23 protein-coding genes are annotated in these 24,767 nt (G+C 71.1%); 14 read left to right on the top strand and 9 right to left on the bottom strand.

The features are described from left to right. Nucleotides 1-121: 121 nt before the first annotated feature. Nucleotides 122-940, bottom strand: a complete 819-nt coding sequence (locus JOB34_RS06760; RefSeq protein WP_208051974.1) for an SURF1 family protein — start codon at nt 938-940, stop codon at nt 122-124. 33 nt (nt 941-973) lie between these two features. Here JOB34_RS06760 and moaA point away from each other — a divergent pair, with 33 nt between their 5' ends. After that, entirely contained in the window at nt 974-1,987 is a 1,014-nt protein-coding gene (gene moaA / locus JOB34_RS06755) for a GTP 3',8-cyclase MoaA (RefSeq protein WP_179480846.1), read from the top strand. Nucleotides 1,988-2,069: 82 nt separating this feature from the next. Here moaA and JOB34_RS06750 read toward each other — a convergent pair whose 3' ends face one another. Then, nucleotides 2,070-2,312: a hypothetical protein gene (locus JOB34_RS06750; RefSeq protein WP_347813758.1), complete on the bottom strand. Its 243-nt coding sequence runs from the start codon at nt 2,310-2,312 to the stop codon at nt 2,070-2,072. Beyond that, the gene (locus tag JOB34_RS06745; protein ID WP_208051973.1) at nt 2,309-2,617 is read right to left on the bottom strand and encodes a DUF3099 domain-containing protein; all 309 of its coding nucleotides are present in this window, start codon (nt 2,615-2,617) and stop codon (nt 2,309-2,311) included. Before JOB34_RS06745 ends, JOB34_RS06750 begins: the two co-directional genes overlap by 4 nt. A gap of 102 nt (nt 2,618-2,719) precedes the next feature. Here JOB34_RS06745 and JOB34_RS06740 point away from each other — a divergent pair, with 102 nt between their 5' ends. The 3 genes from JOB34_RS06740 (at nt 2,720) to JOB34_RS06730 (ending at nt 6,630) form a co-directional block, all read left to right on the top strand. Then, a complete protein-coding gene (locus JOB34_RS06740; protein ID WP_208051972.1) occupies nt 2,720-3,433 on the top strand; it encodes a beta-ketoacyl-ACP reductase in 714 nt (237 codons plus the stop codon). 106 nt (nt 3,434-3,539) lie between these two features. Continuing rightward, the gene (gene fabI / locus JOB34_RS06735; protein WP_208051971.1) at nt 3,540-4,301 is read left to right on the top strand and encodes an enoyl-ACP reductase FabI; all 762 of its coding nucleotides are present in this window, start codon (nt 3,540-3,542) and stop codon (nt 4,299-4,301) included. Nucleotides 4,302-4,413: 112 nt separating this feature from the next. Continuing rightward, complete coding sequence (locus JOB34_RS06730) at nt 4,414-6,630, top strand: tetratricopeptide repeat protein (RefSeq protein WP_208051970.1); 2,217 nt, start codon at nt 4,414-4,416, stop codon at nt 6,628-6,630. A 61-nt stretch (nt 6,631-6,691) separates the two neighbouring features. Here the strand turns inward: JOB34_RS06730 and cphA are convergent, their stop codons facing one another. Genes cphA through glgC form a run of 4 tightly spaced genes read right to left on the bottom strand, consistent with a single transcriptional unit; the run spans nt 6,692 to nt 12,948 of the window. Next, entirely contained in the window at nt 6,692-9,553 is a 2,862-nt protein-coding gene (cphA, locus tag JOB34_RS06725) for a cyanophycin synthetase (RefSeq protein ID WP_208051969.1), read from the bottom strand. A gap of 43 nt (nt 9,554-9,596) precedes the next feature. Beyond that, nucleotides 9,597-10,481, bottom strand: a complete 885-nt coding sequence (locus JOB34_RS06720) for a cyanophycinase (RefSeq protein WP_208051968.1) — start codon at nt 10,479-10,481, stop codon at nt 9,597-9,599. Continuing rightward, nucleotides 10,474-11,679: a phosphoserine phosphatase SerB gene (serB, locus tag JOB34_RS06715; protein WP_208051967.1), complete on the bottom strand. Its 1,206-nt coding sequence runs from the start codon at nt 11,677-11,679 to the stop codon at nt 10,474-10,476. Before serB ends, JOB34_RS06720 begins: the two co-directional genes overlap by 8 nt. A gap of 21 nt (nt 11,680-11,700) precedes the next feature. Continuing rightward, a complete protein-coding gene (gene glgC / locus JOB34_RS06710; protein ID WP_208051966.1) occupies nt 11,701-12,948 on the bottom strand; it encodes a glucose-1-phosphate adenylyltransferase in 1,248 nt (415 codons plus the stop codon). A gap of 88 nt (nt 12,949-13,036) precedes the next feature. Here glgC and glgA point away from each other — a divergent pair, with 88 nt between their 5' ends. Further along, complete coding sequence (gene glgA, locus JOB34_RS06705; RefSeq protein WP_208051965.1) at nt 13,037-14,248, top strand: glycogen synthase; 1,212 nt, start codon at nt 13,037-13,039, stop codon at nt 14,246-14,248. A gap of 125 nt (nt 14,249-14,373) precedes the next feature. On the opposite strand, the gene JOB34_RS06700 is transcribed toward glgA, so the two are convergent. Further along, complete coding sequence (locus JOB34_RS06700; protein ID WP_208051964.1) at nt 14,374-15,132, bottom strand: hypothetical protein; 759 nt, start codon at nt 15,130-15,132, stop codon at nt 14,374-14,376. A 34-nt stretch (nt 15,133-15,166) separates the two neighbouring features. Here JOB34_RS06700 and JOB34_RS06695 point away from each other — a divergent pair, with 34 nt between their 5' ends. Genes JOB34_RS06695 through JOB34_RS06680 form a run of 4 tightly spaced genes read left to right on the top strand, consistent with a single transcriptional unit; the run spans nt 15,167 to nt 18,287 of the window. Next, nucleotides 15,167-15,952, top strand: coding sequence for an ABC transporter ATP-binding protein (locus JOB34_RS06695; protein ID WP_208051963.1), 786 nt, complete (start codon nt 15,167-15,169; stop codon nt 15,950-15,952). A 42-nt stretch (nt 15,953-15,994) separates the two neighbouring features. Further along, nucleotides 15,995-16,759: a sulfite exporter TauE/SafE family protein gene (locus JOB34_RS06690; protein WP_347813757.1), complete on the top strand. Its 765-nt coding sequence runs from the start codon at nt 15,995-15,997 to the stop codon at nt 16,757-16,759. After that, the gene (locus JOB34_RS06685) at nt 16,756-17,478 is read left to right on the top strand and encodes a sulfite exporter TauE/SafE family protein (RefSeq protein WP_208051962.1); all 723 of its coding nucleotides are present in this window, start codon (nt 16,756-16,758) and stop codon (nt 17,476-17,478) included. Before JOB34_RS06690 ends, JOB34_RS06685 begins: the two co-directional genes overlap by 4 nt. Then, the gene (locus tag JOB34_RS06680) at nt 17,475-18,287 is read left to right on the top strand and encodes an RNA methyltransferase (protein ID WP_208051961.1); all 813 of its coding nucleotides are present in this window, start codon (nt 17,475-17,477) and stop codon (nt 18,285-18,287) included. Before JOB34_RS06685 ends, JOB34_RS06680 begins: the two co-directional genes overlap by 4 nt. Nucleotides 18,288-18,353: 66 nt before the next feature. On the opposite strand, the gene JOB34_RS06675 is transcribed toward JOB34_RS06680, so the two are convergent. Beyond that, entirely contained in the window at nt 18,354-19,367 is a 1,014-nt protein-coding gene (locus tag JOB34_RS06675; protein ID WP_233761929.1) for an LLM class flavin-dependent oxidoreductase, read from the bottom strand. A 64-nt stretch (nt 19,368-19,431) separates the two neighbouring features. On the opposite strand from JOB34_RS06675, the gene JOB34_RS06670 reads away from it, so the two are divergent. The 5 genes from JOB34_RS06670 (at nt 19,432) to JOB34_RS06650 (ending at nt 24,754) form a co-directional block, all read left to right on the top strand. Next, on the top strand, nt 19,432-19,746 hold the full coding sequence (locus JOB34_RS06670) for a hypothetical protein (protein ID WP_208051959.1): 315 nt from the start codon (nt 19,432-19,434) through the stop codon (nt 19,744-19,746). Between the two features lie 9 nt (nt 19,747-19,755). Continuing rightward, nucleotides 19,756-20,544 (top strand): lysophospholipid acyltransferase family protein, encoded by a 789-nt coding sequence (locus JOB34_RS06665; RefSeq protein ID WP_208051958.1) that lies wholly within the window; start codon nt 19,756-19,758, stop codon nt 20,542-20,544. A 124-nt stretch (nt 20,545-20,668) separates the two neighbouring features. Continuing rightward, nucleotides 20,669-22,792 (top strand): DEAD/DEAH box helicase, encoded by a 2,124-nt coding sequence (locus JOB34_RS06660; protein ID WP_347813756.1) that lies wholly within the window; start codon nt 20,669-20,671, stop codon nt 22,790-22,792. 38 nt (nt 22,793-22,830) lie between these two features. Next, nucleotides 22,831-23,370 carry a hypothetical protein gene (locus JOB34_RS06655; protein ID WP_208051957.1) on the top strand — a complete coding sequence of 180 codons (540 nt, stop codon included), beginning with the start codon at nt 22,831-22,833 and terminating at the stop codon, nt 23,368-23,370. A gap of 55 nt (nt 23,371-23,425) precedes the next feature. After that, nucleotides 23,426-24,754, top strand: coding sequence for a DNA polymerase IV (locus tag JOB34_RS06650; protein WP_208051956.1), 1,329 nt, complete (start codon nt 23,426-23,428; stop codon nt 24,752-24,754). Nucleotides 24,755-24,767: the final 13 nt, after the last annotated feature.

Genomic DNA, 24,767 nt, shown 5'->3' with positions numbered 1-24,767 from the left:
GCGGATCGGTGGCGCCGACGTCACGTTCCTGCGGACAACCGACGGGGCACAGGGGTGGTTGTCAGCGGTTCTGTGGCGCCGACGCCACTTTCCTGCGGACAAGCGAAGGGGACCGCTGCTTTCAGGCGTCCTCTTCGTCCCAGATGCGCACCTTCTTGACGCGCGGCGGCTTCGCCGGCGTCGCACCCGACTCCAGCTCGGCATCCCGGTGCTCCTGGCGGGCGCGGAACAGCACGAACGCCAGCCCGGCGACCATCCCGAGCCACCACTGCAGCGCATAGCTGAGGTTGATCCCGGCGTACGAACCCGGGTCGGGTTTGTCCAGGGGAGCGGGCCGGGCGGGGACGGCGCCGGTCGCGGTCCGTTCGCTGCGCATCCGTACGAACACGCGGGTGTACGTCGCCACTCGAGTCTGCGCGGTGACGTCCCCGGGATTGATCGAGGCGACCGAGCCCTTGACCGGCGCCCGCCCCAGACTGTCCTCGGTGGGCCGCAGCCAGCCGAGCACCGTGCTGGTGCCGGACGGCGCGGGGGGTACGTAGGCCGGAGTGGAGGCGTTGGCGCCGTTGTCGACCCAGCCGCGGTCGACCAGCACGGTGCCCGCCCCGCCGTCCTGCACGAACGGCACCAGCACCTCGTAGCCGAAGTTGCCGTTGTCCGGGCGGTTGCGCACCAGGATCCGGGCAGCCGGCAGGTAGTGGCCGGTGAGCCGCACCTGCGCCCACTGGCGGTTCGCCGGGAGCTGCGAGGTCCGCGTCGGTACGATCGAGGTCAGGGAGCGGGGCGGCGCGTTGTAGTTCTGCGAAACCTGCTGCTGGGCGCCGTGTTTGGACTCCCAGCGGTGCCATTGCCAGCGACCGAGGAAGAAACACCCGATGCCCCACACCACCGCCACCAGGATCCAGGCCAACCAGCGCCTGGTGAGCAGCAAGCGAATCACTGACGCAACGGTACCCGCCGTACTCTGGACGGTATGACGCACACACCCGCTCGCGAGTCGGCGGTGCTGGGCGACCGCTTCGGGCGGGTCGCCGCTGATCTACGCGTCTCGGTCACCGACCGCTGCAACCTGCGCTGCACCTACTGCATGCCCGCCGAGGGCCTGGACTGGATGCCGCGCCCGGAGATGCTGACCGACGACGAGATGGTCCGCGTCATCGGGCTGTTCGTCGATCTCGGGGTGCGTCAGGTCAGGTTCACCGGCGGCGAACCCCTGCTGCGCCGCTCCCTGGTGGACGTCGTACGCCGCGTCGGGCAGTTGCCGAACGCGCCGCGAATGGCGATGACCACCAACGGCATCGGACTCGACAGGCTTGCGCAGCCGCTGGCGGACGCCGGACTGCACCGCGTCAATGTCTCGCTCGACACCGTCTCGCCCGAGCGGTTCAAGGTGCTGACCCGCCGCGATCGCTTCCATGACGTCGAACGGGGTCTCAAAGCCGCCGCGGACGCCGGACTCGCCCCGGTCAAGGTCAACGCGGTCGCCATGCACAGCGATGTCGAGAGCCCCGCCGACCTGCTCGCGTGGTGCCTCGACCGTGGCTACCAGCTGCGCTTCATCGAGCAGATGCCGCTGGACGCCCAGCACTCCTGGGACCGCTCGACGATGATGACCGGCGCCCAGCTGCGTACGGCGATCGAGGAGCGGTTCACGCTGACGGATCTCCCCGCGGAGGCGCGGGGGAGTGCGCCGGCCGAGGAGTTCCTGGTGGACGGCGGCCCCGAGACGGTCGGTCTGATCGCGAGCGTCAGCGCACCCTTCTGCGCGGCGTGCGACCGGGTGCGCCTCACGGCCGACGGGCAGGTGCGCAACTGCCTCTTCGCCCGCGACGAGGGCGATCTGCGCGCTCAGCTGCGGTCCGGTGCGAGCGACGAGCAACTGACCGAGGTGATCCGCTCGACCATGTGGGCCAAGGCGGCCGGTCACGGGATCGACCTGCCGGGCTTCGTGCAGCCGCAGCGCCCGATGTCCGCCATCGGCGGCTGACCCGCTCGCCAGGTCCCACCGGGTGTCGGCAGCATCGCGACACCGTCCGCACGAGGATGCGGGACAGTCGCGAACGGCCCGGCTAGGTCTGTTGCCGCAGGTCCTCGACCGGCACGACGTCCTTGAGGAAGCCGCGGATGCCGAGGAAGGAGCTCAGCTGCTCGCGGTGCTCCTCGCACGCCAACCAGGTCTTGCGGCGTTCGGGCGTGTGCAGTTTCGGGTTGTTCCACAGCAGGGCGTACCCCGCCGGCGTACGACAGCCCTTGGCGCTGCACACCTCCCGCGGCGCGCCGTCGGGCGGTCCGGCAGGGAAGAGCACGCTCACAGCGGTGTCTGGTGCTTCTCTTCCAGCCGGGGGATCTGCTTCCCGGGGGCCACCGACCCGAGCGCGTCGATACGACGGCGGTTCGTGGCGTTCGCGATGACGACCGCGATGTAGGGGAGCACCACCGCCAGCCCGACGCACACCCAGCGCGCGGGACCGGTCAGGATCACGGCCAATATGAAGCAGGTGGTGCGAATGCCCATGGAGAGTAGGTATTTGCGCATCCGCGAGGTCTGGTCGCCTTTGGCGGACGGGGGCAGATTGGTCGCCGATGCAACGGATGGGATGTCCTTGCCTCGGGGCATATCACCAGTGTAGGCGTCGGCACCCTTCGCCCCCGCGGCAGCGGCGTCCGGCTACCGCGTGGTAGTCCGATAGCGTCGGGGCCGACATCGATGAGGAGACACATGAGCGAGCCCCGCAGGGTCCTGGTCACCGGTGGCAACCGCGGTATCGGAGCCGCGATCGCCACGGCGTTCACGCAGGCCGGTGACCACGTGGTCATCACCTCGCGCAACGGCGACGGACCGGACGGCGTACAGGCCGTGCCGTGCGACGTGACCTCGGCCGAGCAGGTGGATGCGGCGTTCACGCAGGCCGAGGAGCTCCTGGGCGGTCCCATCGAGGTCGTGGTGGCCAACGCCGGCATCACGCACGACACCCTGCTCATGCGGATGAGCGACGACGACTTCTCCTACGTGCTCGACACCAACCTGACCGGTGCGTTCCGCTGTGCGCGACGTGCCAGCAAGGGAATGCTGAAGCTCAAGCGCGGCCGGATCATCTTCATCTCCAGTGTGGTCGGGCTCTACGGCGCGCCGGGCCAGGCCAACTACGCGGCGTCCAAGGCTGGTCTCGTGGGTCTGGCGCGCTCCATCACCCGCGAGCTCGGCAAGCGTGGCATCACCGCGAACGTCGTCGCCCCGGGCTTCATCGACACCGACATGACCCGTGCGCTGCCGGACAAGCAGCAGGCGGAGTATCTGGCCGCCATCCCCGCGGGCCGGTTCGCCGAGCCGGAGGAGGTCGCGCGGGTCGTGCGCTTCCTCGCGAGCGACGACGCGGCGTACATCAGCGGAGCGGTCGTCCCGGTGGACGGCGGCCTCGGGATGGGTCACTAGGGCAGTGGATCGCAATGGCGAGCGGGCGCGGACGTGAGCGATCCCGCGGGTCGTGCGCGGATCGCCCGGCCCCAGACATTTCACGCATCGCGCTAGAGAGGACGACATGGGACTGCTCGACGGTAAGAGGCTTCTGGTCACCGGGGTGCTGATGGACTCCTCCATCGCCTTCCACGTAGCGCGGCTGGCGCAGCAGGAGGGCGCGGAGGTCGTCCTGACCTCGTTCGGGCGCACCATGAAGATCACCCGCACCATCTCCCGGCGGCTGCCGACGACGCCCGAGGTCGTGGAGCTCGACGTCACCAGCACCGACGACCTGGACTCGCTGGCCGACCGGCTGCGCGAGCATGTCGACGGGCTCGACGGGGTGTTGCACTCCATCGGTTTCGCGCCGCCCGGTGCGTTCAACTTCCTCGAAGGCACCTGGGAGGACGCGAGCACGGCGCTGCAGGCGTCCGCGTACTCGCTGAAAGCCCTTGCCGTGGCCGCGCTTCCGCTCATGCACGAGAAGTCCTCGCTGGTCGGGCTGACCTTCGACGCGCAGTTCGCGTGGCCGGTCTACGACTGGATGGGCGTGGCGAAGGCGGCGTTCGAGTCGACCAACCGTTACCTCGCGCGCGACCTCGGACCGCGCGGCGTGCGGTGCAACCTGGTCGCCGCCGGACCGGTGCGTACGACCGCCGCGAAGTCGATCCCCGGTTTCGAGACCTTCGAGAACACCTGGGGCGAGCGGGCACCGCTGGGCTGGGACGTGCGCGACGCCGAGCCCGCAGCCCGCGCGTGCGTGGCCCTGATGTCCGACTGGTTCCCCGCGACGACGGGGGAGATCGTGCACGTGGACGGTGGCGTGCACGCCATGGGGCAGTAGCGACCTAGCGCAATGAATCAGGATTAGACCAGGTGTGGACGTAGGCAGAGTTGCTGGTCAGGCGCGGAGCGACTGTCCAGGAACGTTGCATTCACCGCACTAGGCTTCGCGGGTGTCCACCCACGCAGGCGCGACCGTGACCCATGTGCGGGTCCTCGAGGGTCCCAATCTCTACTTCACCCGCCCCGCGGTGCTGCTGACGCTGTCGGTGCCCGGTTATCTCGCAGCAGAGCGCGACGTGCTCGTCGACGTCGCGCGCGGGCTCGGCGTACGACGTTCGGAGCCGGGTCGGCCCGGCACCGAGGCGCGGCAGCGTTTCGTGCTCCGGGTGGTCGAGCGAGCCGTGCGATCGGTGGCCGCAGGCGCGGGATCCGCCCGCCTCGGCGTGCGTGCCCGCGCCGGCGCCGCACCGGAGGAGCTGCTCGTCGCGGTCGCGGTGCGCAACCGCGGCCGGGCCGTCGCCCTGGGCGAGGAGCTGGGGCCGCTGCTCGCCACCCTGCTCGCGGGAGAGGACACCCATGACGCCGTGGCGTCCGCTGCCAGGCGGGTGCGGGCGACACCGGTCGGGGACGTGCTCCGGCCGTTACGACCCCGGATCCCCACGGTCTGCGTGACCGGCACCAACGGCAAGACCACGACCACCCGGTTGATCGCGCACCTGGCGATGACCGCCGGCCGTCGCACCGGATGGAGCTCCACGGACGGCGTCCTGATCCAGGGCGAGCTGGTGGAGTACGGCGACTTCTCCGGCCCGGCGGGGGCGCGCACCGTGCTGGCCGACAAAGGCATGGAGTTCGCCGTGCTGGAGACCGCCCGCGGCGGGATGCTCCTGAAGGGCCTCGGGACGGCGTACAACCACGTGAGTGTGGTGACGAACGTCAGCGCCGACCACCTCGGCGTGAACGGGATCGACACCCTCGATCAGCTCGCCGAGGTCAAAGCCATCATCACCCGCGTGACGCGCCCGGACGGGTGGGTCGTGCTCAACGGCGACGACCCACGGGTGTGGGCGATGCGCGGCGCGGCCGGCGGCCGGCCGTGGTGTTTCACCCTCTCCCCGGATGCTCCCGCCCTGCGCGAGGCCATCGACGCGGGCGGTCGTGGCATCACGGTGCTGGACGGGCAGCTCACGGTGCTCACGCCGGGTCATTCGCCGGTCCGGCTGCTGCCCGTCACCGGCGTCCCGGTCACGCTCGCCGGTCTGTCCGAGCACAACGTCGCGAACGCGCTGGCCGCGGCGGCGGCCGGTCTCGCGGCGGGTCTGCCGCACGACGCGGTCGTCGAGGGGCTGCGCACCTTCCTGCCCGACGCCGAGCACAACGCCGGTCGGATGAATGTCTACTCCCTTCCCATTGATGGTGGCGAAGTGACGTTCATCGTCGATATGGCGCACAACGAAGCGGGCCTCGAAGCACTCCTGCGCGTGGCGCGCGGCCTGAAGCCGCCGGGATCGCAGGTGCTGCTCGGACTGGGAACGGGCGGCGACCGCACGGACGAGATCCTCGTCAACCTCGGAGAGCTCGCCGGGTTGGGTGCCGATCGCGTCTACATCGAGCACAAGGAGCACTATCTGCGCGGTCGCACCATGGCCGGGCTCGAAGCCAAGCTTCGAGAAGGGCTTTCGCGTGTAGGAGTGACGCCGGTAGCGTCCTCGGAGACGGAGTTGGAGGGGCTCGTCGCGTTGCTCGGCGACGCGCGGGACGGCGACGTACTGGCGGAGATGGTGCACTCGCACCAGGCGCTTGTGCACACTTGGCTGCTCGAACACGGCGGACGTGTCGATGACCCGGCGGCGATCGCCCGCAAGGTCGGTGCCGCCAATGGTCGGCACGAGGCCGACGACCGCATCGCGGCGCTGTGGGCCATGGACGACGACGTACGCCGCATCGCAGCTGCACACGACCTCGCGCGCGACTTCCCGCATGACGGCCGGGTGCTCTACGAGTTGGCCGGCACCTACGACTCCGCCGGCCGCGAGGAGGAGGCGGTCGCGCGCTACGACGACGCACTCGCCCGTCCGTTGCGCGAGCCCTTCCACCGTCGGGCTCTGATCCAGAAGGGGTCGACGCTGCGGCACCTGGGGCGGCTCGAGGAGTCACTCGCAGTCTTCGACCAGCTAGCGACGGACTGGCCGGACAACCCTGCCGTCGTGGCGTTCCGCGCGTTCACCCTGCACGATCTGGGCCGTGATCCCGAGGCCCTGCGGACGGCGCTGGAACACCTGATCGCCGCGTCGGCCGACCCCGATGTGCAGCGCTACCCCGGCTCGCTCGCGCGTTTCACCGCCGCCATCGCCGACGACCGCCCCGACCTTCCCGTCGAGGGGTAGGCACATCGTCGAGGGTGGGGATATCCCACCCCTCGAGCAGTTCGCCACCCCTCGACGGGCGTCAGAGGGTGGGCAGCGGCGGCTCGATCGCCTCCCGGCGGGCGGCCGCCTCCTGTGCGTACGACGTCTGTGCCTCGTCCACCAGCTGCTGCGGATCGAGATCAGGGTCGCCGGGCTGATCCCCGTCGGTGCGCGATCCGGCGGCGGCCTCGTGGGTGAAGTCCTCCAGCTCGGCCAGCACGGCCGCGTGCTGGTCGACGCAGAGCATCACCAGGTCGCCGGGGTTGGCCAGGTGCACCGAGTGCCGCACGGCCGCGATCTCATCGACGACCGTGGCGATCTGCCGGCAGCGTGCACCGGCGTCCATGGCGCGCTGCGCGCCGCGTACGACGAGCGCCGCGGCCTCACCCGGCGCCCGACGACGCAGGTTGGCGTCCTCCCGGACGACCATGACGTCGAAGTGCTCGGCCGCGATGTGCCCCAGCGCCTCGATGTCCTCGTCGCGTCGGTCGCCGGCCGCACCGATCATCCCGATCCGCGAGATGCGGTGGTCCAGCGACTTCTGCCGCTGCTCGACGTACCCCTCGACGAACTCGCCGAGCCGCTCCATGCCGGGCGGGTTGTGGCAGTAGTCGACGAACACCTCGGCGCTGTTCACCTCGAGGCGGTTCAGGCGGCCGGGGGACAGGTAGTACGACGTGGTGTAGGTGCGCAGACCCTGCCGGATGTCGTGCAACGGCGCTCCGGCGGCGAACGCGGCACCGGCGGCGGCCAGCGCGTTCGCGACGTTCATCCGGGCGGTGCCGCCGAACGTCGACGGCAGCAGGTGCGTCCACGCCAGCGGCATCCGGCGGCGACCCTGACGCAACACGATCATCTCGCCGCGGTCACTCGGCTCCAGGACGACGGCGCGGGCGCCGCGACGGCAGCGCTCCTCGACGAACTCGCGGATCTCACTGCCGGGCGGCTCCATCGAGAACCACACGATGGTGCCCGAACACTTGCGCCGCATCGCGCGTACGTGCGGATCGTCGGCGTTGAGCACGGCGAAGCCGTCGCGCGGAACAGCCTCCACGACAACCGATTTCACCGTCGCGAGCTGTTCGAGGGTGTCGATGCCGCGCATCCCGAGGTGGTCGGCCGCGATGTTGGTGACCACGGCGATGTCGTTGCGGTCGTAGCCGAGACCCTCGCGCAGGATGCCGCCGCGGGCGACCTCGAAGACGGCGAAATCGACCCGAGGGTTCGACAGCACCATCCGCGCGGACCGGGGACCGGACGCGTCGGCCCGGATGACGAGCCGCTCGTCGATCACAATGCCGTCGGTCGAGGTCATGCCGACCTTGTGGCCGAGGCCCTTCATGATGTGCGCGAGCATCCGCGAGGTGGTCGTCTTGCCGTTGGTGCCGGTGACCGCCACGATCGGCACGCGCGACGGCGCACCCGGCGGGAAGAGCAGGTCGACGACGGGTTTGCCGATGAACTGCGGCTCGCCGACGGTCGGGTGGGTGTGCATCCGGAAACCGGGCGCGGCGTTGACCTCGCAGATGGCCCCACCGGTCTCACGGACCGGTGCCGTGATGTCGGGACAGATGAAGTCGATACCCGCGACGTCGAGGCCGATCAGCTGCGCCGCCTCCTCGGCGATCTCGATGTTGTCCGGGTGCGCGTCGAAGGTGCGGTCCACCGAGATGCCGCCGGTGGACATGTTGCCGGTGAGCGCCAGTTTGACCATCTGCTCGACGGGTGGGATCGAATCCCATTCGTAGCCCTGGGATTTCACGAGTTCGCGGGCGGCGTCGTCGACGGCGATCCGGGTCAGCACCTTCTCGTGGCCGACGCCGCGGCGCGGGTCAGCGTTGGTGATCTCCACCAGCTCGCCGACGGTGTGCTCGCCGTCGCCGATCACGTGTGCAGGCACCCGCTCGGCGATGGCTGCCATCCGGCCGCCGATGATGAGGCAGCGATAGTCCTTGCCGGTGATGTGCGACTCGACCTGGACGACGCCGCGCTTGGACTGGCCCTGCGCGATCGGGAACGCTGCGAGCACGTCCGCCTCGCTGCGCAGGTCGAGGCACACCCCGCGGCCGTGGTTGCCGTCGAGCGGTTTGACGACCACCGGGAAGCCGATCGAGGTGGCCGCCTCCGCCGCGGCCTCGGCGGAGCGGACGCTCTCGGCCTTGGGCACCGGCAGACCGGCCGAGCCGAGGAGGGTGGTGGTGAGGCTCTTGTCGCCGGCGATGTCGACGGCCAGGGCCGAGGTGCGCGAGGTCATCGTGGCGCGGATGCGCTGGGCGTGCACGCCCTGGCCGAGCTGCACCAGCGAGGCCTGGTTGAGCCGGGTCCAGGGGATGTCGCGGCTGGTCGCTTCCTCGATGATCGCGGCCGTCGACGGGCCGAAGGCCATCCGCGCGGACGACGCGAGGAACGCGTCGAACTCGAGCGCGAAGTCGAAACCCGGCTCGGCGCGTACGAGGTGGTTGACCAGACGTACGGCGAGCCGGCCGGCGGCCAGCGCGACCCGCTCGTCCAGGTAGCCGTAGATCACGTTGTAGCGGCCTGGCACGCTGCGGTCCGCACGGGTCTTGCCACGACGCAGGTCGTGGCCGGCCTGCTGCTGCAGCTGAAGGGCCACGTGTTCGGCGACGTGCCCGAGCCAGGTGCCCTCACGCAGCCGTTCGATGAAGCCGCCGCGGTGCCCGCGCGAGCAGGTGTGTCCGTCCAGTCCCGGCAGCAGCTGCAGCAGCGCGTCCGTGAAGCCGGGCAGCGTGTCGGACGGGTAGCCCTCCAGCACACCGAGATCCACCACGAGGTGGACGGCCTTGTCGTAGGACCACACGTTGGCCCCGCGGTAGACGCGGGTGGAGACGATCTGCAGGTCGGGCGCTGCGGGTCCGGTGGGGACAGGGCGGTCGATCGGCAAGGCGGAACCTCCGTACGGGTTCGGGGATGACGGTGCGCGTCGGTCAGTGACGCAACGCTGCGGCCGCCGTTGCGGTGTCGTGCCGGTCGCGGCTGGAGGAGACCGACAGGTCGGTGTGCTTCTCCACGAATTCGGTGAGGGTGGCGGTCTGCAGGTCGAAGGTGGACCCGAAGGGCAGTGTGTGCACGACGGCGCCGGTGACGAGCAGGGGAGCGTCGCGGCGGGCCTCGTGGGCGTCGGTGACCGCGTTGCGGGCGTCGATCACGAAGACCGCACCCGAGCCGACGACGGTCAGCTCCGCGTCGTCCGTGATCTCCGCGGCGGTGTCCTCGTCGATGCCCATCCCGAGCAGACTGGGCGAACCGGCGACCAGCGACAGCAGCCGGCCGTAGCGGGCGCGCTGGTCGAAGTGCTGGTCGACGATGACGCCGGGCAGCAGCCCGAGTCCGGCGGTCAGCTGACTGGAGCGTTGCCGCGGGGTCACGCCCTCGTCGCCCATCGAGATCATGAACTGGCTCATGATCGATGCGCCCGCAGAGGTGCCGGCCACGACGGCGCCGCGCTGGTAGGCGCGCAGCAGGGCCGCGCCGAGCGGCGTACCGACGATCAACTGGCTCAGTTTCAGCTGGTTGCCGCCGGAGAGGAAGACGCCGGTGGCGTCGTCGACGCGGTCCACGAGCTCGCTGTCACCGGCGGCCTGCCGGTTCGCCGGATCGACGGAGGTGACGGATGCGCAGCCCAGCCGCTCGAAGACGGTGGAGTAGACCTCGACCACCTCGTCCGGGACGGAGGACGCTGTGGGGATGACCACGAGGCGAGCCTTGCGGCCGCCGGCGAGCCGGACGAACCGCCGCAGGATGGTGACTCGGCCGACCTTGTCCTCCGCGCCTCCGATGATGAGCAGCGAACGTTTCGGTGCGTCAGGCATGAGGGGAGTCTAGGGAGTCGTCAGGTATGGGCTCGGCCGCGTCGATCTCGTCGCGGGAGATGCCGAGCAGATAGAGGACGGCGTCGAGGTAGGGCACGCTCACGGACGCGTGCGCCTCGGCCCGCACGACCGGTTTGGCGTTGAAGGCGATGCCGAGACCGGCGATGGCCAGCATGTCCAGGTCGTTGGCGCCGTCCCCGACGGCGACCGTCCGGGAGAGCGGCAGCCCCGCCGCGTGCGCGAATCGCCGCAGCGCACGCGCTTTCTCGGCCCGATCCACGACCTGCCCGGTGACCCGACCCGTGAGACGCCCGTCGCGGATCTCCAGGATGTTGGCGTGCGCGTGGTCGATGCCGAGCTCGGCGGCCAGCGGCCCGACGATCTCGATGAACCCGCCGGACACCACGGCGACCGTGAACCCCAACCGCTTGACCGTCCGCACCAGGGTGGCAGCGCCAGGGGTGAGCCGAACGTCACGGCGTACGTCGGCGAGCACCGACTCGGGCAGCCCGGCCAGCGTCGCGACCCGCTCGTGCAGGCTCTCGGCGAAGTCCAGCTCGCCACGCATCGCGCGCTCGGTGACGGCCGCGACCTGCGCCTCGACGCCGGCGTGCCGCGCGAGCAGCTCGATCACCTCGTCCTGGATGAACGTGGAGTCCACGTCCATGACCAGCAGGCGCCGGCCGCGGCGGTCCAGCCCGCCGGGCGCGACCGCGACGTCGACGGCATGATCGGAGGCTTGGAGCGCGAGTGCGCGCCGCAGGCTCGTCACATCGGCGCCGGACACCTGGAGCTCGAGGCCGGTCAGGGGGGTGCGCACCAGCCGGCGCGCCCGCTCCACGCGCGCCCCCTGCGCATCGATCGCGGAGGTGATGGCGGCCAGTGCCGCCGTACCCAGCGGTGCCCCGATGACCACGACGGAGGCTGGCCCGCTCGGCGGCGTCGGCACGTCGTCGACGTCCGCGGTCAGGGCGAGGTGCAGGCCGTGGGCGCGTGCGACCCCGGCGGCCGCGTCGCGCAGAGCGTCGGATCCCGAGCGGCAGGTGAGTAGCAGGGAGACGGTGAGGCGCCCGCGGACCACCACCTGACCCAGGTCGAGCACGTCCTCATCGAACGCCGCGACGGCCGCGAGGAGGTCGGTGACGGCTCCGGGGGAGTCGTCACCGGTGAGGGTGAGCAGGGCGGTGCCGGACGACATGCGCACAGTCTCCCGGCTCGGTCACGGTTGCAGGACGGTGCCCTTGCCGACGACCACGATGCCGCTGTCGGTGACGGTCAGGCCGCGCTTGCGGTCGACGTCGTGGTCGACGCCGATGCTGACGCCCTCGGGGACGACGACGTCCTTGTCGAGGATGGCGCGCCGGATCGTGCACGAGCGCCCGACGTCGACGTTGTCGAGCAGCACCGAGTCCTCGATGCGCCCGAAGCTGTGCACGTGCACGTTGGGGGACAGCACCGACCGCTGCACCACGGATCCACTCACGATCGTCCCCGCGGAGATCATCGAGTCGATCGCGACGCCACGCCGCTTCGCGGAACCGTGCACGAACTTCGCGGGCGGGAACGAGCCCGCGTTGGTGAGGATCGGCCAGTCGTAGTTGTAGACGTTGAAGATCGGCAGGATGGAGACCAGATCCATGTGCGCGTCGAAGTACGAATCCATCGTGCCCACATCACGCCAGTAGCCGCGGTCGCGCTCGGTCGCGCCGGGGATCTCGTTGTCGCCGAAGTCGTACGCGTACGCCTCACCCCGGCTGACGAAGTCCGGCACGATGTCGCCGCCCATGTCGTTCTTGCTGTCCTCGCGCTGCGCGTCGCGGCGTACGGCGTCGACGAGGGCATCCGCGGTGAAGACGTAGTTGCCCATCGAGGCGAGGATCTCCCCGGGGTTGTCCTCCAGGGGCTGGGGATCGGTGGGCTTCTCCCGGAAGGCGGAGATGCGCTGCGAGCCCTTCTCCAGCTCGATGACACCGAACTGGTCCGAAGACGCGATCGGCTGGCGGATCGCGGCCACCGAGCAGGCGGCGCCGGATTGGATGTGCTGGGACACCATCTGGGAGAAGTCCATGCGGTAGACGTGGTCGGCTCCGACCACGACCACGATGTCCGGCTTCTCGTCATGGATCAGGTTCAGGCTCTGGTAGATCGCGTCGGCCGATCCCGCGAACCACTGCTTGCCGAGGCGCTGTTGGGCCGGGACGGGCGCCACGTAGTTGCCGAGCAGCGTCGACATCCGCCATGCCTTGGTGATGTGCCGGTCCAGGCTGTGCGACTTGTACTGGGTCAGCACGACCATCTTCAGATAGCCGCTGTTGGCCAGGTTGGACAGCGCGAAGTCGATCAAGCGGTAGATCCCGCCGAACGGCACAGCCGGTTTGGCACGGTCGGCCGTCAACGGCATCAACCGTTTTCCCTCTCCACCGGCGAGCACGATGGCGAGGACGCTGGGACCACCTTTGGCAACCATCCACCCAACCTAGGCCCACCCCCGGTGCTGTGCGGGCCGTTCCACGACGCGGTGGTGCCGCCCGTCCCGTAGGACTAGCGTCGCGCAGGTGCGCGTCGATCTGCTGACCAAGGAATATCCGCCGAACATCTACGGCGGCGCGGGGGTGCATGTCGCAGAGCTCGTGAAGGCCCTGCGTGCCGCCGGTGTCGAGACGCGGGTGCGCGCGTTCGGCGTGCCCGTCCAGGAGCCGGACACCACCGGCTACCCCGACCTTCCCCAGCTGCAGGACGCGAACGCCACCCTGCAGACCCTCGGCGTCGACCTCACGATGGCCGCGGACTGCGCCGGCGCCGACGTGGTGCACTCGCACACCTGGTACGCCAACATGGCCGGCCACCTCGCGTCGCTGCTGCACGGCGTGCCCCACGTCATCACCGCGCACTCCTTGGAGCCGATGCGGCCGTGGAAGGCCGAGCAGCTCGGCGGCGGCTACCGCGTGTCGTCGTATGTCGAGCGCACGGGGTACGAGCACGCCGCCGCCGTCATCGCGGTGTCGGACGGGATGCGACAGGACGTGCTGCGCAGCTATCCCGCGCTCGACCCGGCGCGAGTGCACGTGGTGCACAACGGGATCGACGCCGCCCTGTGGGCACGCGATGAGTCGCCCGAGGCGTTGGAGATCGTCCGTCGGCACGGCATGGACCCGGAGCGGCCGTCCGTCGTCTTCGTCGGTCGGATCACCCGGCAGAAGGGGTTGCCCTACCTGCTGCGGGCCGCCGCGCAGCTGCCGCCCGAGGTGCAGCTCGTGCTGTGCGCGGGCGCACCGGACACCCCCGAGATCCTCGCTGAGGTACAGGGTCTGGTCGCCGGGCTGCGTGAGTCGCGCGGGGGTGTGGTCTGGATCGACGAGATGCTCCCGCGGCAGGAAGTGGTCGCACTTCTCTCTGCTGCAACGGTCTTCATCTGCCCCTCGGTCTATGAGCCGCTGGGCATCGTCAACCTCGAGGCGATGGCGTGCGAGGTGGCGGTGGTCGGCACGGCGACCGGTGGCATCCCCGAAGTGGTCGCGGACGGCGAGACCGGGTGGCTGGTGCCGATCGACCAGGTCGCCGACGGCACCGGCACGCCGAAGGACCCGGACGCGTTCGTCGCGGACCTGGCGCGGGTGCTGACCGACGCGGTGTCGGACCCGGCGCGGGCGCGGGAGCGCGGTCGGGCCGGTCGCGAGCGCGCGGTGCGCGAGTTCGGCTGGGAGGCGATCGCTACGCGTACGCAGGAGGTCTACGACCAGGTCGCCCGGGAGTGGGCCGCCCGCTGAGCGCACTCGGCATGACGAGCCCGCGAACGGCACGGCGTGCGCGTTCTGCGTCTGCGGCCAGGACGGGAGGCCTGGCCACGAACGTAAACCGCACGCACGGACGCAAACCCCATGACGAGGGCGCGTCAGCGGGCGGGGCGCAACCCGCCGAGCGACAGAGCGCAGGACGTCGTCGCCTGGGCGAGCGCCCGGTCCGCACCCGCTTGGAGGCGCAGCAGCAGCGCGTGCCGCGCGCCGTCGTCATGTCCGTGAACGGCAGGTGACTCGGCCAGTGCGACGTCGACAGCCGAGGCGATCGACCCGGCGAGCACCAGGATGCGGTGTGCACGCCCCGGCAGTCCGGGCGGCAGACCCCAGTCGTGGTCGCGCACCCGGGAATCGACCTCGGCGCGCGCGGTCGAGCCGGCCCACGGCTGCACGTCGAGGGTCTCGAACGCGGCCGTCGCCTCCCGCACCAGCTCGGCCAGGTCGCGCTCGATCTGGCTCTCCTGCAGGCTCTCCAGCTGGTGGACCGGCGTCGGTTCGCAGTCGTACGCCGTCCAGGTGATCTGGGTGCCCGTGTCGCCCTCGGGCCCGTAGGTCTCGATGGTGGGCACCAGCGCACCGCCGAGCGCCGGCACGTAGACGCACTCGCCGGAGTCGGCGGCCGCGCCCGTGAAGTTGAGACTGCCGCGCGGCATACCCGTCAAATCGCCCGGCCGCGGCAGCGCGCACCCGAGCACGCGCTCGCCGAAGTCCTGCCACAGGGCGAGCCGGTCGAGTGCTCCGTGCACCTCGTCGACGTCGGGCATGGCGCGGCGTACGGCGTCGTCGAGGTCGAGGTGACCGGCCCAGGCGGCGGTCACCCAGAGGCTGAGGCGCGCACACGCCGGGAGGGTCGACACGGCGAACATCGTAGGTCGCCTAGGGTCGGGCTCCATGAGCGATGTGCTGGCGCTGGCCGAGGTGAGCGTGGTCCGCTCGGGCAAGTCGTTGCTCGACCGGGTCAGCTGGGAGATCGAGGAGGGCGAGCGCTGGGTCGTCCTCGGACCCAATGGCGCAGGCAAGACGACGCTGTTGCAGATCGCCGCCGGCCGGATGCACCCCACGACAGGCGTGGCCGGCGTGCTGTCGGAGGTGCTCGGCGCGGTCGACGTCTTCGAGCTGCGTCCCCGGATCGGGCTGGCATCCGCGTCGATCGCCGAGCGGATCCCCGGCGGCGAGGTGGTCCGCGACGTGGTGGTCACCGCGTCGTACGGCATCGTCGGGCGCTGGCGTGAGGCGTACGACGAGCTGGATCACGCGCGCGCCACCGAACTGCTCGGCGCGCTGGGCGTGGCCCACCTGGTCGACCGCCGCTACGGGACGCTGTCGGAGGGCGAGCGCAAGCGGGTGCAGATCGCCCGCGCCCTGATGACCGACCCGGAGCTGCTGCTGCTGGACGAACCCGCCGCCCGACTCGACCTCGGCGGCCGGGAGGACCTGCTCGGCCGGCTGTCGGCGCTGGCGCAGGACACCGACGCCCCGGCGCTGGTGCTGGTCACCCACCACGTCGAGGAGATTCCGCCGGGCTTCACCGACGTGCTGATGCTGCGCGACGGTGCGGTCGTCGCGGCAGGTCCGATCGAGCTGACCCTGACGGCGGAGAACCTGTCCGCCACCTTCGGGATGCCCCTGGTCCTGGACCGGCACGGGGACCGCTGGTCTGCGCGCGCCGACAATTGAGACGCGCGCGGGCGCGTACGTCGTTCTCGTTAGGTTGATTCGGTGCCGCTCAGCCATGCAGTCCTGATCCTGCTCGCCGGAATGGTCGCCGGGATCATCAACACGGTGGTCGGTTCGGGCACGCTCGTGACCTTCCCGACACTGCTGGCCTTCGGCTATCCGTCGGTGACGGCGAACGTCTCCAACACGCTGGGTCTGGTCGCGGGCGGGCTGTCCGGCACGTTCGGCTACCGCAAGGAACTGCGCGGGATGACGGCGGTGCTGAAGCGTCTCGCGCCGATGTCGTTCCTCGGCGGAGTCACCGGGGCGGTGCTGCTGATCGTGCTGCCACCGGGTGTCTTCAAGACCGTCGTGCCGGTGCTGATCCTGATCGGCACCCTGCTCGTCGTCTTCGGGCCGTGGCTGAGCAAGCGGGCGCAGGCCGCGCACTCCGACTCCGACACCCGGGCGCGGCGGATCGCGTTGCTGGTCGGCATCTACGGGGCGGGGGTGTACGGCGGGTACTTCGGCGCCGCCCAGGGGGTACTGCTCCTCGGGCTGATGAGCGTGCTGATGACCGACTCGCTGCAGGAGATCAACGGCGTCAAGAACGTCCTGGGCACCATCGTCAACGCCGTCGCCGCCATCACCTTCCTGATCATCGCGTGGGACCGGATGAACTGGGCCGCAGCGGGACTCATCGCCGTCGGGTCTCTCATCGGCGGTGTCATCGGTGCACGGGTGGGCCGTGCGCTGCCGCCCTGGCTGCTGCGCGCGTTCATCGTGGTGATCGGTCTGGCCGCCATCGGCAACCTCGTGCTGCGGTGAGCGATCTCGTCGTCTACCTGCTGCTGGGTGGCGTGGTTGCGGTTGGTGCGCTCGTGCAGTCCGTCGTCGGGTTCGGACTGGCGGTCGTGGCCGCGCCGTTCATCATCATCCTGCGTCCGGATCTCATGCCCGCCGCGCTGCTGCTCACCTCGCTGGTCCTCCCGCTGTGGGAGCTGGCGTTCGGCGAGCGCGACATCGACTGGCGGCTCTTCGGATACGCGATCGCCGGACGGGTCGCACTGATGCCGGTCGGTGTGTGGCTGGTCGCGGAGGCGTCCGGCGACGCGATCGCCGTGGTCGTCGGGGTCATGGTGCTGGTGGCGGTGGCCGCGTCGATCTCACGGCTGGCCGTTCAGGCCCGTCCGATGCCCGCCCTGGGCGCGGGGATCCTCACCGGGATCTCGGGTACGGCTGCCTCAATCGGCGGCCCGTTCCTGGGGCTGGTGCTGCAGCACGAGAGCCCGGCGCGCGTGCGCTCCACGCTGGCGATGTTCTTCGTGGTCGGGGCCACGACCTCGCTGCTCGGCCTGGCCGTGGCCGGGCAGGTGCATGGTGGGGAAATGCTCGCAGGACTCGGCTGGATCCCGTTCGTCGTGGTCGGAGCCGTCCTGGCCCGGCCGGTGCGCGCCATGGTCGACCGTGAGCGGATGCGCCGCGCGGTGCTGGTCGTCGCAGCGCTGGCGGGTGTGCTGGTGCTGGCCCGGGCGGCGCTGGCGTGAGCGTCGTACGCATCGAGAACCCCGCGGACGAGCGCGTCCGCGACTACTTCTCGCTGACCGATGTGGCGCTGCGTCGGCTGCTGGAGACCGAGCAGGGTCTCTACCTCGCCGAGAGCGAGAAGGTCATCCGTCGGGCACTGGCCGCCGGGCACCGGCCGAGGTCGTTCCTGATGGGCGAGCGGTGGCTGACGGATCTCGCCGACCTGGTCGAGCGGGCCGAGCGCGACAGCGTGCCCGTCTACACCGCCGACGCGGGGGTGATCGAGGCGATGACCGGTTTCCACCTGCACCGGGGTGCGCTGGCCGCGATGCACCGGCCGGAGCCCGCGCCGTACTCCGAGGTGCTCGCGGGAGCCCGCCGTGCCCTGGTGATCGAGGACGTCGTCGACCATACGAACGTCGGGGCGATCTTCCGCTCGGCCGCCGGGCTCGGGGTGGACGCCGTCCTGGTCACGCCGCGGTGCGCGGACCCGCTCTACCGGCGCAGCGTGCGCGTGTCGATGGGCACCGTCTTCCAGGTGCCCTGGACGCGGATCGAGCCGTGGCCGTCAGCGCTGGACACGTTGCGCGAAGACGGTTGGTACGTCGCGTCGTTGGCGCTCGGCGAGGGGTCGACCCAACTCGACGAACTAGCCGCCGACCTCCCGGAGAAGCTGTTGCTCGTGCTCGGCACCGAGGGTGACGGACTGTCGCCGCGCACGCTCGCGCACAGCGATGCCGTGGTGAGCATCCCGATGGCCGGGGGAGTGGACTCGCTCAACGTCGCTGCGGCGTCGGCGGTCGCTATGTGGGCGACCCGCGCCCGCTGATCCCCGCTTTCGGACATGCACGGCGGGGCACAGGTGCCCCGCCGTGCATGTCCGAAACGGTGAGGGTCAGGCCCAGGCCTTCATCAGCAGCTCGTACGAGCGGCGACGCTGCGCAGGGTCGTGCACATTCGTGGTCACCATGAGCTCGTCGGCGCCGCACGCCTCCGCGCGGGCACGTACGCCCTTCGCCACCTGGTCACCGGTGCCGATGGTGGTGAAGCGCGACATCCGCTGCGCCATCGACTCGTCCAGTTCGCTCCACTCGTGCTCGGCCGCCTCCTGGGGCGAGGGGAAGGGACCGGGACGGTTCTGGCGCAGCCGCACCATCGCCAGTGCCGCGGCCCGGGCGTGCTCGGCCGCGGTCTGCTCGTCGTCCGCCGCGATGGCGCTGACCGCGAGCATCGATCGCGGGGCCTCCAGGGCACCGGGACGACCGCTGGGCCGGAAACCCCTGCGGTAGATGTCCATCGCCTCGGTGGGGTCGGCTTCGCCGAAGTGCCCGGCGTAGGCGAACGCCGTCCCGAACGCGGCGGCCGCCTGCGCGCCGTACAGGCTCGACCCGAGGATCCAGATCGGGGGCAGCGGTACGTCGGACGGCTGGGCCGAAATGGGTGCGAACGGGTGGTCTTCGGGGAAACCGTCGACGTAGGCCAGCAGCTCGGCGTACTGCTGCGGGAAGTCGTCGGCGGTGAGCGCCTCGCGGCTACGGCGCAGCGCGAACGCGGTGAGCTGGTCGGTGCCCGGCGCGCGTCCGAGTCCGAGGTCGATGCGCCCGGGGTGCAGGGCCTCCAGGACGCGGAACTGCTCGGCGACCTGCAACGGCGAGTGGTTGGGCAGCATGATGCCGCCCGCACCCACCCGGATGCGGCTGGTCGACGCCGCGACGGTGGCCATCATCACGACCGGGGCGCTGCTGGTGACGCTCGGCAGGTTGTGGTGCTCGGCGACCCAGAACCGTTCGTAGCCCAGGGTTTCCGCGGTCTGGGCGAGCTGCACGGTCTCGCGCAGCGCGTCGGATCCGGTGCGGCCGGAGCTGACGGGGGAGAGGTCGAGCACTGACAGGGGAATCGGGTGGCTCACGAGGGCGACAACGCCGGGCCACCGGCCGGCATTCCGCATCAGGACCGCTCGATACCCTGCGCAGATGCAACTGCGACCCGCCGAATCCGTGACCACTGCGCCCATCGTCGCCGTCGGACTGGTGGGCGGTTACCTGTCCGCGCGGGAGACCGGCGTACGCCCCATCGGAGGTGTCGTACTCGCCGCCGCGGGCGGGTACGCCGCCCGGACCTGGGTGGCGAAGGCCGGTCCGGCGGGCGCGGCGGCGCTGAGCGCGACGTACCTGCTGTCGTTCGGACTGTCCCACCCGCTGGCGAAGAAGATCGGCGCCTGGCCCTCCGTGCTGACCGTCGCCGCGGTCAGTGCGGGAGCTGCCTGGGCGGCCTGCGACCGCCGATAGTCTGACCGGATGGAACCCGTCTACCGTCCCGTCATCGCCGCTGCCCGTGGCCTGTTCGCACTGCAGGGCAACGACATCACCCGGATCGGCGCGGACAACATCCCGGCCACCGGCGGGGCGGTCATCGCGCTCAACCACATCGGCTACCTCGACTTCGCGTACGGCGGCTTCCCCGCCGTCGACGTGGGCCGCCTCGTGCGCTTCATGGCGAAGAAGGAGGTCTTCGACCACAAGATCACCGGACCGCTGATGCGCGGCATGAAGCACATCCCGGTCGACCGCGCGGCGGGCGCGTCGGCGTACCGCGAGGCGGTCCGGGCGTTGCGTGGCGGCGAGCTGATCGGGGTGTTCCCCGAGGCGACCATCTCGCGGTCGTTCGAGTTGAAGGACTTCAAGCTGGGCGCGGTCCGGATGGCGCAGGAGGCGGGTGTGCCGATCCTGCCGATGGTCGTGTGGGGCAGTCAGCGCGTCTGGACCAAGGACCACCCGAAGTCGGTGGGCAAGCGCCGTCATGTGCCGATCACGGTCCGGGTCGGCCCGGCGATCCCCATGCCCTCCGACGCCGACACCGCGTCCGTGACCGCGCAGGTCAAGGCCGCGATGGGCGAGATGCTGCACGAGGTGCAGGACTCCTACCCCACACTCACCGGCGACGACCTGGTCTACCTTCCGGCCCGGCTCGGCGGCACCGCGCCGACTCCTGAGCGCGCCCGCGAACTGGACTCGCAGGAGGCCGCCGACAAGATCGCCAAGCGGCGCGCCAAGGCGGCGGCGAAGGCCGCCAAGTCCAAGTCCTGACCGCGCGCCCACCCTGGCGCAGCTGAGACCGACAGCCACAGGTCGTCCTGTGGCTGTCGGGCACATCTGTGCCCCTGTGGACGGGCCGCGGACCCTGTCGGTCGACCCGGGCACAATGCACCGGGTGACCCAGACACCCACCGCCACGACCGCCACGCCTGCCGGAACCCCCGACATCGACCAGGTCGCCGCGCGGGTGCTCGCCGACCTGGCGGGACCGGGCGCGCAGCTGCGCGACGGCCAGGGCGAGGCCCTGCACGCGCTGACCCGACCCGGCGCCCGGGTGCTGGTCGTGCAGGCGACCGGGTGGGGCAAGTCGGCGGTCTACTGGATCGCCACCGCGTGGAGCCGGCAGGCGGGTCGGGGCCCGACGCTGGTCGTCTCGCCGCTGTTGTCGCTGATGCGCGACCAGGTGGCCGCTGCCGGGAGAGCCGGGCTGCGCGCCGCGACCATCAACAGCTCCAACATCGACAGCTGGAGCTCGATCGAGGCCGATCTGGCCTCCGGCGACCTCGACGTGATCCTGGTGTCGCCGGAGCGACTGGCCAACCCAGGGTTCGGCGCCCGCGTCATGCAGACCCTCGCCGGGCGGCTCGGCCTGGTCGTCATCGACGAGGCGCACTCGGTCTCGGACTGGGGCCACGACTTCCGCCCGGACTACCGACGGGTGTCGGACGTGCTGCAGAAGGTCCACCCCGATCTGCCGGTCCTCGCGACCACCGCGACCGCGAACTCCCGGGTCGTCGAGGATCTTGCCCGTCAGTTCGGCACCGACACCACCGTGCTGCGCGGGCCCCTGGCGCGTTCCAGCCTCGAGCTGGCGGTGCTGCCGACGATGGGTCCGCTGGAGCGTTACGCCTGGGTCGTCGACCACCTGCCGACCCTGCCCGGCTCGGGCATCATCTACGCCCTCACCGTCGCCGACGCAGAGCGGCTCACCCAGGCGCTGCGCACCCGGTACGCCGACGACCCCGCGCTGCGCGTCGCCGCGTACACCGGTGGTCTGGAGGCGGGGGAGCGCGAGCGGCTGGAGGACGCGCTGCGCGCGGGCGAGGTCAAGGCGCTGGTCGCCACCTCGGCGCTGGGCATGGGGTACGACAAGCCCGACCTGGGGTTCGTGGTGCACGTGGGTGCGCCGCCGTCGCCGGTGTCCTACTACCAGCAGGTCGGCCGTGCCGGCCGCGCGATCGACCACGCGCCGGTCGCGCTGCTGCCGTCCGCCGGCGACGAGGGCGTGTGGGACTACTTCGCGACGGCGACGATCCCGCGCGAGGACGACGTACGCCGGCTGCTCGCCTCGCTGGGCGATGCGAACGCACCGCAGTCGGTGCCCGCGCTGGAGGCCGAGACCGGTCTGCGACGCGGCAAGATCGAGCTGTTGCTCAAGAAGCTCGCCGTCGACGAGGTCGTCACCCGCGCGACGGACGGTTGGAGCGTCACCGGCGCACCGTGGACCTACGACGCCGCCCACTACGAGGGCGTCCTCGCCGGCCGCCGCCGCGAGGCCGACATCATGCGCGCCTACATCGCGGGCGAACGTTGCCTGATGGCGCTGCTGCAGGAGTCACTCGACGACCCGGCCGCGCAGCCGTGCGGACGCTGCTCGGTGTGCACCGGCCACCTCCCGGACGGCTGGTCCGACCACGCCGATCCCCAGACCGTGCGCGACCTCGCGGCCGTGCTGCGCGCAGACCAGCAGGTGCTGGAGCCGCGCAAGATGTGGCCGGGCGGTGCGTTCGGCGCCAAGGGCCGCATCCCGCCGCAGCTGGCGGCCGCGCCCGGTCGCGTGCTCGTGCACGCCGACGCCGCCGAGTGGAGTGAGCTGCGGGCCGGTCCCTTGCGCCACGACGCGGCCGCACCACCGGAGCTGCAGGAGGCCGCCGTACGCGTGCTCGCGGGCTGGAAGGACGACTGGCCCGCCCGTCCGGATCTGGTCGTCTCCTGCGCGGTGGAGGGGCATCCCGAGCTCACCTCGTCCCTGGCCGAGCATCTGGCCACCGTCGGCCGGATGACGTACACCGCGTGGTCGGTGGGCACTCCCGACGTGGTCGATCTGGCGTCCGCGGACGAGGCCGCCGCATGGCGGACCGCATTCGCAGGCAGCGACCTGCCGTCGGTCGGCGGACAGACCGTCCTGCTGGTGCTCGACGCCTCGCGGTCGGGATGGTCGGTCACGGTCGCTGCGGCCATGCTGCGCGATGCGGGGGCGAGCGCGGTCCTGCCGCTGCTCATCCACCGCACCGTCTGAGCAGGTCCCGAAGATCGCAGCCCGGGCAGAATCCGACTGTGCCGATCAGCGACGTGCTCCAGCACCCGGTGCACACCTACGTGCAGGCAGAGGGTGAGATTGAGCCCGCCCGCGCGGAGAGCAGGATGTCGGCGTACATCTACGGCGACATCCTGGTCCTCGCGGCCACCGCCGGTGTCTCCCGCGGCGACATCCACTCCGGCAAGGCGCTCCTCGTCGTGCTCGGCACCGTCCTGTCGACGTACATCGCCCACGCGCTCGCCGACATCGTGGGTGCGGCGCTGACAGGGCACTCGCTGTCCGGGATCGTGGGCCATGAGCTGCGCGACTCGATCCCGGTCGCGAGCGCGGGCATGCCGTCGCTGGCCCTGTTGGGTGCAGCAGCGCTCGGATGGCCGGCGGCGCTGTGGGCCCAGTCGCTGGCCTGTGCGGTCCTCATCGCGCGGCTGGGGTTGACCGGGTTGGTCTACCGCCGGTTGCACAGAGGCATGAGCGTGCATCGCGGCGTGCGGTTCGGGATTGCCGTCGCCCTCGTGGCCGCGGTGGTCGTCGCGATCAAGCTGGCGTTGACCCACTGAGCCCGGCGCGGGTGGCGTCGACCGACCGGTCGGCAGGTCGGGCGAGAATGACCGCATGCGTACGACGGCCAGCATCCTGCACCTGGATCTGGACGCGTTCTTCGCCGCGGTCGAGCAGCGCGACAAGCCCTCGCTGAAGGGCAAGCCGGTCTGTGTCGGGGGCACGGGGCACCGCGGCGTCGTGTCGACGGCGTCGTACGAAGCTCGGGTCTACGGCGCACGGTCGGCGATGCCCACGGCCCAGGCGCGCCGGTTGTGCCCGGCCGGCACGGCGTTCCTGTCACCTCGCTTCGGCGCGTACAGCCGCTCCAGTGAAGCGGTGATGGGGCTGCTGCACGAGCTGTCGCCGGTCGTACAGCAGGTGTCGGTCGACGAGGCGTACGTCGATCTCGCGGCTGCGGGAATCGACCTCACGCTCGACGCCGTCACGGCGAGGGTGCGCCGCTTGCTCGACGACATCCCCGGCGCGACCGGCGGGCTGACGGCTTCGGCGGGGGTCGCGTCGTCGAAGATGCTGGCCAAGATCGCCTCCGACCTGGACAAGCCGGCGGGGTTGGTCGTCGTCCCCCCTGGCCAGGAACTCGACGTGCTCGGCCCGTTGCCGGTGCGCGCCATCGGCGGGATCGGACCGGCCACGGCGACCCGGCTGCGCACATTCGGTGTCGAGAGCGTCGCGGACCTGCAGCGCATGGGGGAGCCGGACCTGGTCAGCATCTTCGGCGATTCGCACGGCCGGGGCATCTACCGGCTGGCCCGCGCCCAGGACGACCGCGCCGTGGAGACCGAGCGGGAGGCCAAGAGCGTGTCGGCTGAGGAGACCTTCGAGGTCGACGTGACCGATCCGCGCGTGCTCGCCGCCGAACTCGCCACCATGAGCACCCGGGTGACCAGCCGGTTGGCCGAGGGTTCGGCGTTCGCCCGGACCGTGACCATCAAGGTGCGCCAGCACGACTTCACCACCTCGACCCGCTCGGCGACCCTGCCGCACCCGACGGGTGAGCCCGAGGTCATCCGCGCCACCGCGCAACGGCTGCTGGACGGCGTCGACGTGTCCGACGGGTTGCGGCTGCTCGGGGTCGGCGTGTCCGGGTTCACCACGCACGCCCAGGAGCAGTTCCTGTTCGAGGACGAGCCGGCGGATGTCCCGGTCGAGGCGGATGTCACGCCCGTCGCACCCGCGCCGCTACAGCGGTCCAGCCAGGGATGGGCGCCCGGCGCGGACGTACGGCACGACGTGCACGGCGCGGGCTGGGTGTGGGGCCGCGGCCTGGGACGGGTCACGGTGCGTTTCGAAGGCCCGGGTACACCGCCGGGCCCCGTCCGCACCTTCGTCGCCGACGACCCGGCCCTCCACCCCGCCGACCCGCCCGACTGGACTCGTTGACCGCCCCGGTCAC

This window comes from Allobranchiibius sp. GilTou38 (genome assembly GCF_017565325.1).
Lineage (GTDB): Bacteria > Actinomycetota > Actinomycetes > Actinomycetales > Dermatophilaceae > Allobranchiibius > Allobranchiibius huperziae.
Note: the sequence above shows the minus strand (reverse complement) of the source record. Positions and strands in the feature narration are given on the sequence as shown.

Bases quoted from the DNA above. Each gene is read 5' to 3' on its own strand.
- serB (WP_208051967.1), bottom strand. From the start codon at position 11,679: ATGTCGTCCGGCACCGCCCTGCTCACCCTCACCGGTGACGACTCCCCC.
- JOB34_RS06740 (WP_208051972.1), top strand. From the start codon at position 2,720: ATGAGCGAGCCCCGCAGGGTCCTGGTCACCGGTGGCAACCGCGGTATC.
- JOB34_RS06745 (WP_208051973.1), bottom strand. From the start codon at position 2,617: ATGCCCCGAGGCAAGGACATCCCATCCGTTGCATCGGCGACCAATCTG.
- fabI (WP_208051971.1), top strand. From the start codon at position 3,540: ATGGGACTGCTCGACGGTAAGAGGCTTCTGGTCACCGGGGTGCTGATG.
- JOB34_RS06670 (WP_208051959.1), top strand. From the start codon at position 19,432: ATGCAACTGCGACCCGCCGAATCCGTGACCACTGCGCCCATCGTCGCC.
- JOB34_RS06695 (WP_208051963.1), top strand. From the start codon at position 15,167: ATGAGCGATGTGCTGGCGCTGGCCGAGGTGAGCGTGGTCCGCTCGGGC.
- JOB34_RS06720 (WP_208051968.1), bottom strand. From the start codon at position 10,481: ATGCCTGACGCACCGAAACGTTCGCTGCTCATCATCGGAGGCGCGGAG.
- JOB34_RS06650 (WP_208051956.1), top strand. From the start codon at position 23,426: ATGCGTACGACGGCCAGCATCCTGCACCTGGATCTGGACGCGTTCTTC.
- glgC (WP_208051966.1), bottom strand. From the start codon at position 12,948: ATGGTTGCCAAAGGTGGTCCCAGCGTCCTCGCCATCGTGCTCGCCGGT.
- JOB34_RS06665 (WP_208051958.1), top strand. From the start codon at position 19,756: ATGGAACCCGTCTACCGTCCCGTCATCGCCGCTGCCCGTGGCCTGTTC.
- moaA (WP_179480846.1), top strand. From the start codon at position 974: ATGACGCACACACCCGCTCGCGAGTCGGCGGTGCTGGGCGACCGCTTC.